Source organism: Psychrobacter cibarius, assembly GCF_904845955.1.
In the GTDB taxonomy this organism is placed as follows: Bacteria; Pseudomonadota; Gammaproteobacteria; order Pseudomonadales; family Moraxellaceae; genus Psychrobacter; species Psychrobacter cibarius_B.
This window is the reverse complement of record NZ_CAJGYX010000003.1, coordinates 242,261-256,270: the sequence shown is the minus strand read 5'-3', so window position 1 is coordinate 256,270 and position 14,010 is coordinate 242,261. Positions and strand designations below refer to the sequence as shown.

At 45.0% G+C, this 14,010-nt stretch carries 11 protein-coding genes; 10 read left to right on the top strand and 1 reads right to left on the bottom strand.

Annotation, left to right across the window (positions count from 1 at the left end):
• Window positions 1–2: 2 nt before the first annotated feature.
• The 4 genes from JMV76_RS07830 (at window position 3) to arfB (ending at window position 3,278) form a co-directional block, all read left to right on the top strand.
• A complete protein-coding gene (locus JMV76_RS07830; protein WP_201502256.1) occupies window positions 3–785 on the top strand; it encodes an SDR family NAD(P)-dependent oxidoreductase in 783 nt (260 codons plus the stop codon).
• A gap of 187 nt (window positions 786–972) precedes the next feature.
• Window positions 973–1,734, top strand: coding sequence for an SDR family oxidoreductase (locus tag JMV76_RS07825; protein WP_201502255.1), 762 nt, complete (start codon window positions 973–975; stop codon window positions 1,732–1,734).
• A 215-nt stretch (window positions 1,735–1,949) separates the two neighbouring features.
• Window positions 1,950–2,789, top strand: a complete 840-nt coding sequence (locus tag JMV76_RS07820) for an HpcH/HpaI aldolase/citrate lyase family protein (RefSeq protein WP_201502254.1) — start codon at window positions 1,950–1,952, stop codon at window positions 2,787–2,789.
• 75 nt (window positions 2,790–2,864) lie between these two features.
• The gene (gene arfB, locus JMV76_RS07815) at window positions 2,865–3,278 is read left to right on the top strand and encodes an alternative ribosome rescue aminoacyl-tRNA hydrolase ArfB (protein ID WP_201502253.1); all 414 of its coding nucleotides are present in this window, start codon (window positions 2,865–2,867) and stop codon (window positions 3,276–3,278) included.
• A gap of 120 nt (window positions 3,279–3,398) precedes the next feature.
• Here the strand turns inward: arfB and JMV76_RS07810 are convergent, their stop codons facing one another.
• Window positions 3,399–4,598 carry a sugar transporter gene (locus JMV76_RS07810; protein WP_201502252.1) on the bottom strand — a complete coding sequence of 400 codons (1,200 nt, stop codon included), beginning with the start codon at window positions 4,596–4,598 and terminating at the stop codon, window positions 3,399–3,401.
• 404 nt (window positions 4,599–5,002) lie between these two features.
• On the opposite strand from JMV76_RS07810, the gene JMV76_RS07805 reads away from it, so the two are divergent.
• The 6 genes from JMV76_RS07805 to amaA all read left to right on the top strand — a co-directional run bounded on the left by JMV76_RS07805 (window position 5,003) and on the right by amaA (window position 13,761).
• Window positions 5,003–5,950 (top strand): LysR substrate-binding domain-containing protein, encoded by a 948-nt coding sequence (locus JMV76_RS07805; protein WP_201502251.1) that lies wholly within the window; start codon window positions 5,003–5,005, stop codon window positions 5,948–5,950.
• A gap of 229 nt (window positions 5,951–6,179) precedes the next feature.
• Complete coding sequence (locus JMV76_RS07800) at window positions 6,180–7,451, top strand: 2-aminoadipate transaminase (RefSeq protein WP_201502250.1); 1,272 nt, start codon at window positions 6,180–6,182, stop codon at window positions 7,449–7,451.
• A gap of 199 nt (window positions 7,452–7,650) precedes the next feature.
• Window positions 7,651–9,051 carry a 2-oxoadipate dioxygenase/decarboxylase HglS gene (gene hglS / locus JMV76_RS07795; protein WP_374190051.1) on the top strand — a complete coding sequence of 467 codons (1,401 nt, stop codon included), beginning with the start codon at window positions 7,651–7,653 and terminating at the stop codon, window positions 9,049–9,051.
• 170 nt (window positions 9,052–9,221) lie between these two features.
• The gene (gene amaB / locus JMV76_RS07790) at window positions 9,222–10,712 is read left to right on the top strand and encodes an L-piperidine-6-carboxylate dehydrogenase (RefSeq protein WP_201502248.1); all 1,491 of its coding nucleotides are present in this window, start codon (window positions 9,222–9,224) and stop codon (window positions 10,710–10,712) included.
• Between the two features lie 284 nt (window positions 10,713–10,996).
• A complete protein-coding gene (nhaC, locus tag JMV76_RS07785) occupies window positions 10,997–12,457 on the top strand; it encodes a Na+/H+ antiporter NhaC (protein ID WP_201502247.1) in 1,461 nt (486 codons plus the stop codon).
• A gap of 17 nt (window positions 12,458–12,474) precedes the next feature.
• Window positions 12,475–13,761 (top strand): L-pipecolate oxidase, encoded by a 1,287-nt coding sequence (gene amaA / locus JMV76_RS07780; RefSeq protein WP_201502246.1) that lies wholly within the window; start codon window positions 12,475–12,477, stop codon window positions 13,759–13,761.
• Window positions 13,762–14,010: the final 249 nt, after the last annotated feature.

Here is a 14,010-nt window from a genome sequence, read left to right as displayed (position 1 = left end):
TCATGACACTGAATACAAACGGAATTGCATCAGATGTAACGGGTAAACGAATTTTGATCACGGGCGGTGCCTCAGGTATCGGTGCAGCAAGCGCGTTATTGCTGGCCAGTCGCGGCGCAAAAGTCGTGATTGGGGATATGGCAGAAGAGATGGGCGCTGCGGTTGCTAAGCAAGGTCAAGACGCTGGCAACAGTGTTGTCTTCAAAAAAGTAGACGTGACCAGTGGTGACGAAGTGCGTGCGTTGTTCGACTTCGCAGTAGAAACGCTTGGTGGCCTAGATGTGGTGGTAAACAATGCTGGTATCGACCATAAGCCCTCACCAATGCATGAGCTAAGCGATGATGATTTTGATCGTAATATCGCTGTTAACTTAAAAGGCGTTTGGCATTGTATGCGCGCCGCCGTCAACTGTATGCTACCTAATGGTGGTGGTCATGTGATTAACGTAGCGTCTATTGCTGGTCTGCGTTCAGCACCGATGATCTCAGCCTATAGTGCGGCTAAACACGGCGTTATGGGTCTGACCAAGTCCGCTGCTCACGAGTACGCGCGCGCCAATATTCGTTTTAACGCGGTCTGCCCAAGCTTCATCGATACGCCAATGGTACGCAATACCATGGCAATGATGGATGAGCGTACGCAGCAAGCAACGGTTAAGGCCAGTCCAATGCGCCGTTTGGGAGATGTTAATGAAGTGTCTGCCGCGATTGCGTGGCTTGCAAGTGATGAAAGCACCTTTATGAACGGTCATGCCTTTACTCTAGATGGTGGTATGCTAGCGTAACTGCGACTGTTGAGCGCTCATTATTAAATTCGTTAGTGCTCGATAATCGCTGTTAGATATGACAGCGATTATCTGCGTTTAGTTATCCAATTTTAGATACATGTTTTAGATACCTGTTTTGGATAGATGAATTCAGCGCTCAAGAATGTTTGAAAATATAAAGTTGATAAAAATATAAGGAATACTAATGAAGGATTTATTTGATTTAACGGGCAAGATTGCTTTAGTCACTGGCGCTAGCCGCGGTATTGGCGAATCTATCGCCCGTCTATTGGCATCAAGAGGCGCGCACGTCATTGTCTCTAGCCGTAAGATTGATGCTTGCCAAGCGGTAGCAGATAGCATCAAAGCTGACGGTCATAAAGCCAGTGCTTTTGCTTGCCACGTGGGCGAGATGGCTCAGATTGATGCGATTTTTGAGCATATCAAAAGCGAGTTTGGCCAAATCGATATTCTAGTCAATAACGCTGCAGCCAACCCTTACTATGGTCATATCTTAGATACGGATTTAGCCGCCTTTGATAAGACGGTTGAGGTGAACATTCGCGGTTACTTCTTTATGTCGACAGCTGCCGGCAAAATGATGAAAGAGCAAGGTGGCGGTGTCATCTTGAATACCGCATCGGTCAATGGCTTGGTGGCAGGCGACAAGCAAGGCATCTACTCAATCACCAAAGCAGCGGTCATTAGCATGACTAAAGCTTTTGCCAAAGAATGTGGCCCACTCAATATCCGCGTCAATGCGTTGTTGCCAGGTTTAACAGATACCAAGTTTGCCTCTGCCTTGACGACCAATGATAAAGTCTTAAAAATGGCACTGCATGCTATTCCACTAGGACGCGTTGCGAATCCTGACGAGATGGCTGGTACGGTATTATATCTGGTGTCTGAGGCCTCAAGTTATACCACGGGGGCGACCATCGTTGTCGATGGTGGTATGTTGGCTTAATCAGCAAACTACAGCATATAAATTCAAGAATAATTTACTATGAAGAACCGCATGAGATTTATTTTCATGCGGTTTTTTTCGATTTAATTTTTGATCGAGTGTCTAAATACGCTTAGTGTCATTGCATCGATAGATTATTAATTTAAAGTAAAAATAGGCTGTGAAATGGCATAATAAAGGTACTAACAGCTACTTGAATAATATAGGAATCAAGCATGGATTCAGTGACCAATCATAAAATAAATATAGTCTCTCAAAATAAAACATGGCTATTCGTGCCAGCGACTCGCATCGACAGAGTAGCTAAGGCTTTTGCTAGTGGCGCAGATGTGGTTATTGTCGATTTAGAAGATGCCGTTGCGCCAGAAGATAAAGCAGACGCCCGCAAAGCATTGCAACAATATCATGACAGTGCAGATTATCAGCCGATTTGGCTACGTATTAATAAAGCAGGCAGTGAGGCATTTATAAAAGATATCGCGCTGTGTCAGCAGATGCCTAATCTTGTAGGAATTATACTGGCCAAGGCGGAGCAAGCATCAGATATTGAGCAAGCCTATCAAGGTACTGGCTTACCTATTATTGCACTCATAGAAAGTGCGGTTGGGTTGTATAACATTGATGCGATGGCTAAAGTGTCAGGCTTGGCCGGATTCAGCTATGGTTTTCTAGATTTATGCAATGATTTGCGGGTACAAGTAGGCACGCCTGCTGCAGATATCGTCGCCAATCAGATTCGCTATCAGTTGGTTTTGATATCTAAAGTACATAAGTTAGCAGCGCCCATCGATACGGTCTATCCTGATTTTAATGATGAGATAGGACTAAGTGCCCGAGTAAGTTTATGGTCACAGATGGGTATGTCAGGAATGCTGTGTATTCATCCCAAACAAGTGGCTGTTGTGCAGCGCGCCCTTAAGCCGACAGAGAGTGAGCTATCATTTGCTCAGCGTGTGGTTGAGGAGTATGAGCGCAGTGGACAGGTAGTGTTTGAGATAGATGGTCAAATGGTAGACGCGCCAGTGATTGCGCGCTGTCGCCAGCTATTAGCTTAGTTATTGACGAAGTAGCAGGGAAGCAAATAATGGTTTATTATTCATCATACTTATTTATGATTTAAAAAGAGCTCTATGATTTTTATTAGTAATACCATTAGTCTGAATGATAGTGATGTTGAGATTAGTGCCATACGGGCACAAGGGGCAGGTGGGCAAAACGTCAATAAAGTCTCATCTGCGATTCATCTGCGTTTTGATATCCATACCTCAAGCCTAAGTGATGAGCACAAGCAGCGTTTATTAGACAGTAAAGACAGCCGAATCACCAAAGAAGGCGTGTTTGTGCTTAAAGCGCAGCAGTTTCGTACGCAAGAGCGCAATAAGATAGATGCCTTTGAGCGGCTGCAAAGCTTTATCACCAAAGCTACCTACGTCAATAAAACTCGTAGACCAACCAAACCAAGCAGAAATGCCAAGCGTAAACGCGTTGATGCAAAGATTCAGCGCGGTAAAACAAAAGCCTTACGCGGTAAAGTGAATTTTTAAATGGGTGGCTTATTTCTTATTTTTAAATGAACGAGAAAGCAAAATGCCAGCCCATTTAAATAGCTGGCATTTTTTATAGTCTTATTTACTATTAGGTTTTTAGCTATCTCAGTCTTTTGCTTAACCAAGCCTTCTACTTAACTCAGGAAAGCGCTTTATCATAAATAACATCAACAGCAGCGACACACTGGCGATAGCTGCGCCAACATAGCCCACACTCGATATGGAAATATGCGTTACTGCATAACCACCAAACAGCGCACCTGCGCCAATGCCTAAGTTGATAATCCCTGAGAACATCGACATCAGCATGTCTTGCGCCGTGACATCGACCATGATGACCTTTGCTTGCATAGAAATAATCAGCAGCATAAGCGCCGCGCCCCACAGTAACGCAATGAAACTCAGTGCCCAGATAGAGGTCACGGCAAACAATAGCACCAGCATAGATATCAGCATTAATATGATCGATATCAGCATCAATCTGGTATTAAAACGATCGCCCCAGCGGCTGAATATCACACTGCCGGCAATCCCTGCCACTCCAAATAATAGCAAGACAACAGTCGCGGCGTTTTCACTGATGGCGCCAACCTGCCGCATAAAAGGCTCGATATACGAGTAAGCGGCATAGTGAGCGGTAAAGACCAGTAAAATAAGCAGATACAAACAAACCAATAAGGGGTTTTTAAGCAATTCTGGAATCTTTCTAAAAGAACCTTCAAACATACTTGGTAGTGTTGGCAATAGCCTTGCTTGCAAGATAAATACGATAAAAGCAATCACCCCAATACCGCCAAAGGTCGCCCGCCAGCCAAACCATTGACCGACTAAGCGCCCTAGTGGCACACCTAGCACCATCGCCAATGAAGTACCGGTCGCAAGCACACTAAGCGCCAGTGCTTTTTTACCTTCTGGTGCCACGCGTATCGCAATAGCCGCGGTGATTGACCAAAATATCGCGTGCGATAGCGCAATGCCAACGCGGCTAATCAGCAATACATCAAAGCTCCAAGCAAATACGGACAATACATGACTGGCAATAAATACCACAAACAAGCCCAAAAGTAAGCTTTTACGCTCAAAACGGCTGGTAAGTAGCATCAATGGCAATGACATCGCCGCGACAATCCATGCATACAGCGTCAACATCCAGCCAGTTTCTGCCGTGGTGATGGAAAAATCTTGGGCAATGTCACTTAATAGGGCAACGGGGACAAATTCGGTGGTATTCATAATAAAGGCGCTGACGCCCATTAAAAATACTTGAAAATACTGAGTTCGGCGAGCAGTTGCGCTCACCTCAAGGTTATGTTTCATATGATCCAATACAAATAAAGAAGGTGCTAATAGTACAAATTAGCTGAAAAATAATTCATGAGTTTAAGAATAACGGCGGCATAGGTCGTAATGATGAAAAAGAGGAGGGCAAGATAGCAAATCAGTTGCGGTATGTCAGAGCCTATCATCAGACCCTACTATTTTATCAGGAATCGACGGTGTTTTTTGTAGGAGAGTCTTTAAAATTAGCGACCGAATAATTGGTTGAATGCTTAAGTAAATCTGATGATGACATCAGTGTCAGTTACATAGTGTTTATAGTGAGGTATCGCTATTTACGCTTGAATATAGGTATGATGACGCCATAGGCTAGGAATGCCTGATAACGTGATTTTAAATAACCACTGATATTTTACTAAGATGGAATAAAAGAAAAGCAATCTATGAAAACAAACACCAATAAACCATTAGCCTTTAGACGATATCCTTCAACGACGGCGCTGCAATGTTTTGAGACCGCTGCCCGTCATTTGAGTTTTACCAATGCCGCGCAAGAGATGCACATGACCCAAAGCGCCATCAGTAAGCAAGTGGCGCAGTTGGAGGAGATGCTAAACCTGTCTTTGTTTTATCGGACGCCGCACCGGATTTCATTGACCCCTGCTGGCAAGTCGTATTATCTTGAAGTATTAGAGATTTTAAAACATATTGAGGTAGCGACCACCAATTTGATGTCGCATAGCAGTAATACTGAGCTGCTAAAAATCGTCTCGCATCCGACATTTTGTGCCCGTTGGTTGATTCCAGCACTCAGTGGCTTTTGTCAAGAACATCCCCTTATTAACTTGGATATTAAAGAGCTGGCGGGGCCATTTTTTTCTGAAGATCAAAATATCGATATTGCTTTTTTATATGGTGATGGCATGTGGAGCAATATGGAAGCTATAAAATTGTTTGATGAATACTGCGTTGCAGTCTGTCAGCCGCAGTATTTGCGAGATAAAACACTGAGTACTGATTGTTTGGATGACTATGTGTTATTGCAAATAAGTTCACGCTTAAGTGCGTGGTATGAGTACTTTAAGCAACAAGATATCAGCGTCGATGGCACTTTTGTAGGTCCACGTTTTGAGACTTTTCATGCCTGCATTTCTGCCGCCTTACTTGGCTATGGTATAGCCTTGGTGCCGTTGCGTTTGGTTGAGCCTGAGCTACAATCAGGCGCTTTAGTCATGGCGTGGGATTATGCGGCAAAGGGTCGCGGCAGTTATTATGTGACGTATCCTGTTTCTTCAGGACAATCGCATAAGGTCAAAGCAGTTTTAGAATGGATTATGGCTTATTTAACAATCTCAGATGAGCGTGAAAAGGCGTTAGGGCTTGCTTTATAATTTATATCTTATTATTTTATTCTACAAAGTTATCTGCTGTAAGAATTTAACAAGCTAAACCTAAAAAACTGCCTTAATACGCAGTTTTTTTTGTTTTTAAAGGATTCGTTTAGGAAGTTAATTTACTGGTAATGACAAAAAGGAATGCCACCACAACTATTATTCGTTTGCTGCCGGAATGATGTTTTGTTGAAATGAGTCTAACTCAAGGAAGAGATAGAGATTCATCATGGATAAGCTTTATAACGTGACCGATGCCTTTACGATGGTGCATCCGCTCACGCTCGTCAAAGGCAAAAATGCCAGAGTTTGGGACAATAATGACCGCAGCTATATCGATTTTGTCGGCGGAATTGGTGTTTTAAACTTCGGTCATTGCCACCCTCACATCGTTAACGCCATCATTAATCAAGCCCAGTCGCTGATTCACTATGCCTACAATGCGGCAGCGCATCAGCCGTATCAAACCTTTATGCCGCGACTTTGTGCGCTGATTCCAATCAGTGGTGAGCTATCAGGGATGCTGACTAACTGCGGTGCAGAAGCCACCGAAAATGCCATAAAAATCGCTCGTCTAAAGACAGGGCGCACGGGTGTCATTGCCTTTGATGGTGGCTTTCATGGGCGCACGCTGGCTGCCGTCAATCTCAATGGTAAGGTCGCGCCTTATAAGCGCGGACTTGGTACGCTAGCCAGCGGCGTTTATCACATTCCTTTCCCCAGTCCCGATAACGATATCAGCGACGAGCAAGCGATTGATGCGCTCCAGCGTTTATTTATGGTAGAAACCGATATCGACAATATCGGTGCCATTATCGTCGAACCTGTACAAGGGGAAGGCGGTTTTCAATTGTTATCGCCCACCTTTGCGCAATACCTACGTAAGTTTTGCGATAAGCATGGCATGTTACTTATCATGGACGAAATCCAATCTGGCTATGGACGTACTGGCACGCCATTTGCTTTTACCCATTTAGGCATTGAGCCTGATCTTATTTTACTTGGCAAAAGTATCGCAGGCGGCTTGCCATTAGGCGCAGTCATAGGCAAGGCTAGTGTGGTCAATGGTTTGCCTAAAGGCAGTTTGGGCGGTACTTATTCTGGTAACCCAGTTGCTTGCGCCGCTGCCAATGCCACGCTCGATATCATGCAAGCTGATGACGTTTGGCAGTCAGCCAAGCATTATGCCCAGACAATTGAGACGACCATCAGCCAATGGCAGCAAGAAGGTATCTCACCTTGGTTATTTGGTCTTACTGGTATCGGTGCGATGCGCGGTATCGAGCTGCGCCATCCTGAGCATGATGTCCATCCAAGTGTGATGGCGCAAGTATTAACCAAAGCCCGCGAGCGTGGTCTATTGCTGATGCCAAGTGGGCAATATCGCCATATCATTCGCTTATTACCGCCACTTACCATAGAGCCTGACACCCTAAAAGAAGGGTTGGATATTCTAAAAGAGGTGCTCATCGCGCTGCCTGATGGATTGCCTACCGCTTAATGCTTAGGAGTGCTTAGGAGCGCTTAGGAATGTTTAGGACAGATAGCGCATCGTCATAACCAAATGCTCGAAATCAAATACTTATTATTAAGCTAAAAATTTATTAACTCTATTACAAGGATGTTTATTTGTGAAAAATAGTAGCATCAGTCCAGATAAGGATTTTATCTGTAGCGATGATATCCGCCATAATTTCTCTATGGCCATGTCAGCGATGTACCAAGATGAGGTGCCGCTATACGGCGATTTGGTTAATTTGGTCAGTGATGTCAATGCCGAAGTATTAACCTCACATCCCGATATTAAATCACAGCTGCTGCATACGGGCGAGATTGAACGTCTAAGCATGGAGCGCCACGGGGCGATTCGGCTGGGTACCGCAGCAGAGCTGAGCATGATGCGCCGTCTCTTTGCCGTGATGGGTATGCACCCTGTCGGCTACTACGATTTAGCGCCTGCTGGCGTGCCCGTGCATTCAACAGCTTTTCGTGCGCTTGATTCGCATTCATTGCATAAAAGTCCCTTTCGCGTATTTACCTCGTTATTGCGTTTAGATTTGATTGCCGATGAAAATTTACAACAAGAAGCCACAGCTACATTGGCGCAGCGTCAGATATTCACTACTGGCGTCATTGAGCTTATCGAGATTTTTGAGGCACAAGGTGGCTTGAGCGCTGAGCAAGCGCAGCAGTTTGTCCAAGAAGCGCTAGAGACATTTCGCTGGCATGATAAAACGCCAGTGGCAAAAGCGCTCTATCAGCGTCTATTAAATCAGCATCCGTTAGTCGCTGATGTGGTTGGCTTTAAGGGTCCGCATATCAATCATTTAACACCTCGAACCTTGGATATTGATGCCGTACAACAAGGCATGCAAGCTCGCGGTATACCCTCAAAAGCCATCATCGAAGGGCCGCCACGTAGAGCATGTCCTATCTTATTAAGGCAAACCAGTTTTAAAGCGCTACAAGAAGCGGTTGGCTTTAAAGTTGCCGATACTGCAGACGCTAGCCATGAAGAGTACGAGCAAGGCCATCATACCGCGCGCTTTGGAGAGATTGAACAACGCGGTGTGGCGTTAACACAAAAGGGCCGCGCGCTTTATGATGAATTATTGGCCGAAGCTCGTCGCCAGCTTGGTGCTACCCCAAATGAGGACAATGCGGCTCAATACAATCAAATTTTAGCCGAAATATTTACCGCTTTTCCTGATAATTATCAAACTCTACACGATGAGGGGCTGGCGTATTTTTATTACCAGCTGACGGACAGCACCCTTGATTCTGAGGACGGTCAAGCATTGTTAGCTGGCAGCTTAAGCACTGATGATTTGAATAAACTGCCTAATGCTAAGCTGACTGCTCTGATTAACGACGAGGTGCTTCGCATTGAACCTATTGTTTATGAGGACTTTTTGCCTGTCAGTGCCGCCGGTATCTTCCAATCAAATCTGCAACAGGCGCAGCCGAGTCACTACGACGGTAACTCAAGCCAACAAGAGTTTGAGCGTGATTTGGGCGCCGCCATTTATGATGAGATGGCATTGTATGAAGCGATGCAGGCGCAAAGCCTTGAGCAGTGCCTGTCTAGTGCCAGTATTTAGTAAAATTTAGGCTAAAAATAGCCAGCTTATAGCCGACTTATTAGCACGTCATTCCAAAAAGGAATGCCTGCAAGAAATTTATTATTTTGCAACTTAGTAGGTAGCAGGGTAATTTTATAAGTCAGTCAAGGACGTAGTAAACCATTATACCAATATGCAAGGGATTGATTATGATTAAGCAATATATGTCTGCAATGGGCGTAGAAGAAGCATACTATCAGAATGGCGACTTTGAAGTCACCACCCCAATTGATGGCTCAGTCATCGGTAAAGTTACGTTAGATACAGTCGCCGACGTCGATACTAAAATCCAAAATGCCAAACAAGCCTTTCAAGAATGGCGTGTCGTTCCTGCCCCTAAACGTGGTGAGTTGATTCGTCTATTGGGTGAAGTCCTGCGTGAGCACAAAGAAGATTTAGGGATCTTAGTATCGCTAGAAGCCGGAAAAATCAAAGAAGAAGGCCTTGGCGAAGTCCAAGAAATGATTGATATCTGTGACTTTGCCGTGGGCGTATCGCGCCAGCTTTATGGTCTAACCATCGCCTCAGAGCGCCCAGGTCACCACATGCGTGAGACATGGCATCCACTTGGTGTCATCGGCGTCATCTCTGCCTTTAACTTCCCCGTTGCCGTTTGGTCTTGGAACACGGCGCTGGCCATCGTCTGTGGCAACCCTGTCATCTGGAAACCTTCAGAAAAAACCCCGCTCGTCGCCTTAGCGTGCCAAGCGTTATTTGAAAAAGCGTTGGCAAAATTTGGTGAGGCACCAGCATATCTGTCGCAAATCATATTGGGTAAAACCGATATCGGTAATGCTTTGGTTGAAAATAAAGACATCGCCTTGGTCAGTGCCACCGGCAGTACACGCATGGGCCGAGAAGTAGGACCTAAAGTCGCTGAGCGTTTTGGTAAATGCTTGCTTGAGCTTGGCGGTAATAACGCCATGATTTTGGCACCCACTGCCGATTTAGATTTGGCGCTACGTGGCATTTTATTCTCAGCAGTAGGAACGGCAGGGCAGCGTTGTACTACCTTACGCCGTCTGTTCGTTCATGAGTCGGTCAAAGACGATATCTTACCGCGCGTTAAGTCTGCATACGATACTGTGAGCATCGGTCATCCGCTTGAAGGCAATCTGGTCGGTCCCCTAATCGATGAAGACAGCTTTAATAATATGCAAGCAGCGTTAGAAAAAGCCCGCAATACTGGCGGTAAAGTAACAGGCGGCGAACGGGTGCTGATGGATAAATTCCCTGACGCTTATTATGTGACTCCTGCGATTGTTGAGCTTGATGAGCAAAATGACGTGGCACGTAGTGAGACGTTTGCGCCGATTTTATATGTCATGCCTTATAAAGAGTTTGACGATGCACTAGCGATGCAAAACGATGTGCCACAAGGGCTGTCATCTTGTATCTTTACCAATGACTTACGTGAAGCTGAAACTTTCCTCAGCGACCGTGGTAGTGATTGCGGTATCGCCAACGTCAATATCGGCACCAGTGGCGCTGAGATTGGCGGCGCATTCGGCGGCGAAAAAGAAACCGGCGGTGGTCGTGAATCAGGTTCGGACGCATGGAAAGCTTATATGCGTCGTCAGACCAATACGGTCAACTATTCAACTGAGCTGCCACTGGCACAAGGCATCAACTTTGGCTAATAACAATGTGATGTGACGTGATGCTTGTTAAGTAGGCTCAGCGCTTATTTAGCAAGCCAATTATTAGCTATTTTGGTCGCCAATTATTAAGTATTTATTGTTTTAGTATGAAAGCCTGCGGAAGTGATGAATAACCATTCATGATTTCAAAACAGGCTTTTTACTCCCTTTGCCGTAACCTTTTTCGCACTTTTTTCAGCATTATCAGCAGCCATGGATTGGTTGTTTCCACTACTGTTATATCTATGACAGCAGTATCCACTACTAAGGAAGGTAGGTATCTTATGATGGATGATAAACCTTATGACGAAGCTAAAGATGGCTATGGTCCGTCTTCTAGTTTTTTATTAGATATTGCACCTCTGGTGTTGACTGCCATTATTCTGATGGTTCAGTTTTTTGTATTCAAAGATTTTACCCCTCACATTCCCTTAGCTTGCGGCATTTTAATCACTGGCTTGTTTATGAAGCTGCGTGGCCGTGACTGGGATGGCATGGAACAACGCTTTTTAAAGGTTGTCAAAATTGGTTTACCGGCCATGATTATCTTGATGGGCGTTGGTATGCTCATCGGTGCTTGGATTATCGCTGGTACGGTTCCCACGATTTTATACTACGGTTTTAGCGTTTTTTCTCCTTCATCATTCCTAGTCTCTGTCTGTATCATCTGTGCCATTATTTCTGTTGCAACCGGTACCTCTTGGGGCACGGTTGGTACGGTTGGTCTTGCCATGATGGGTATTGGGCTAGGCTTGGGTATTCCGCCGTCACTAACGGGCGGTGCTATTGTTTCCGGTGCTTTTTTCGGCGACAAGATGTCCCCTTTGTCAGACACCACCAACTTAACGCCAGCCGCTGCCGGCGTTGACCTTTGGGAACACATTCGCGGTATGTTGCCCACCACGGTACCTGCCATGGTAACTGCATTGATTATCTATGCTTGGATTGGTATGGGTTACGGCGCAGAAAATGTCGATTTAACCTCAATTAAAGAAATTCAAACCTCACTAGCGGCTAACTATAACTTGAGCATCATTACGTTATTACCTGCTGTTGTCGTTGTCATTGCAGCGGTGATGAAAATGCCTGCTATTCCAACGGTATTGTCTGGTGTGGTGGTCGCAGGATTGGTCGCGTTTTTTATGCAAGGCGTGGGTGTGCATGACATTTTTACGGTCCTACAAAATGGCTTTGTCAGTGAAACGGGCTTTGCTGTCGTGGATCAACTGCTGTCTAAAGGCGGCATTATGTCGATGACATGGGTCGTGACCTTAACCATCTTTGCTTTAGCATTCGTCGGCTCAATTGAGCATTACGGTACGCTCAAAGCCATCATGGCAAAAATTAATAAAATGGTGAAATCGAGATTTGGTTTAGTAATGACCACGTATGCCAGCACACTTGGTGTCGGTACGCTCATCGGTGACGTCTATACCACACTGGTGTTGCCAGGTCGTTTATTAAAAGATAAATATCAAGAAATGGGCTATAAGCGTACAACACTCACACGCTCTATTGAAGATTCCGGAACCCTGTTATCTCCGCTTATTCCTTGGAACATGGGCGGTAGTTTCGTCGCGGCAACACTAGGTATTGCAACCCTTACTTATGCACCATTCGCCTTTGCCTGTTGGTTATCACCGCTATTTGGTTTGTTATGGGTGTTCTTAGACAAATTTATTCCCCGTGAAGAACCTATTGTTAATAACGACACAAACACGCTTTCCACTGTAGACAACGTGTAATTTAGAAGGAATATAAGATGTTGCAAGAGCAATGTTTGTGGAATATGACTGCACCTATTATTGATACCTACAATCAGATGAATAGCGATACTGAAGCGACTATTTGTATCATAGGCGGCGGTTATACAGGGTTGTCGGCGGCAATTCATTTGGCAGAAAAAGGCGTCAAAGTTATCCTTTTAGAGAGCCATACCATTGGCAGTGGCGGCTCCGGTAAAAGCGTAGGGCTCGTCAATGCAGGTACTTGGGCACGCCCTGATGATTTGAATATTGCGCTAGGTAAAGCGGCAGGTGAGCGTTTAACTGAGGCCCTCGGACAAGCGCCAAGCTTAGTGTTTGATTTAATCAAGCGTTATGATATCGATGCGCAGGCCACGCAAGCCGGTAATATCCATATGGCACATAACGCTAAAGGCGAAGTCGATGTCGATACTAGATACGAGCAGTTGAGCCGTCGCGGTGCGAATGTTGAAGTATTAACCGGCAGTAAATGCCATGAGTATTGTGGTACCAAGAATATCAATAAGGCGCTACTCGATCTTCGTGCAGGTACTATCAATCCGCTGGCTTATGTCAGAGGACTGGCAAAAGTCGCTACCAGTCTTGGCGTGACTATTTATGAGCATTCCGCCGTAGAAGCACTAGAAAAAGTAGACGGTTATTGGTATACAAGAACCGCTAAAGCTCGCGTCAAGTCCGATCGCGTCATCATTGCGACCAACGCTTATACCGAAGGCGAATGGACAGAAATCAAAAAGACATTTTATCTGGTCTATTACTATCAGATTGCATCTGAGCCGCTTAGCGGCGAAGCGGCAGATCGAATTTTGCCATACAAAACAGGGGCATGGGATACACGCTTGGCCTTGTCTAGCTTTCGCCGTGATGACGACGATCGCCTCTTATTGGGAACAGTGGGTGGTACACAGCTTAAACCTAAATCCTTCTATCAATCTTGGGCCAATGCGGTGCAAAAGAGCTATTATCCAGATTTGCCAGCATTTAAATGGCAGTATGAGTGGACGGGTAGCTTTGGTTTTACGCAAGATCATATCTTCCGTGTTTTGGAACCCGACGAGGGCTTGCTGACAGCAACGGCTTATAATGGTCGCGGCATTACCACAGGCACGCTAATGGGTAAGTGCTTTGCAGACTATATAATGACGGGTAATAGAGACAGTATCCCCTTACCATTTAAGACCTTAGAAGAGGCAAAAGTTTCTTTTGGCGGGATGAAATCTGGCTTTACTGAGTTGGGACTGACTTTATATCATGCAGGTCAATGTCTAAAAATAATTAGATAGCTTTGTTGAGTCATCGTCTGATTTTTTCTACCGTTTTTAAATATAAAGGTATTCAGACTTTGACGGCGACAGAGAGGCCGTAACAATCGTGTGATTACCAAAGCGTATTAATATCAGTATTTATTTTCTATTATCTGATATGCTATCATCTTTAAGTCATTATCGTGGGTTTAACAGTTTTGTTATCGCCAGCCATTATCGTTATAAATGGCGGCGTACAAACCTTGCAACTTCCAGCACGATATAAAA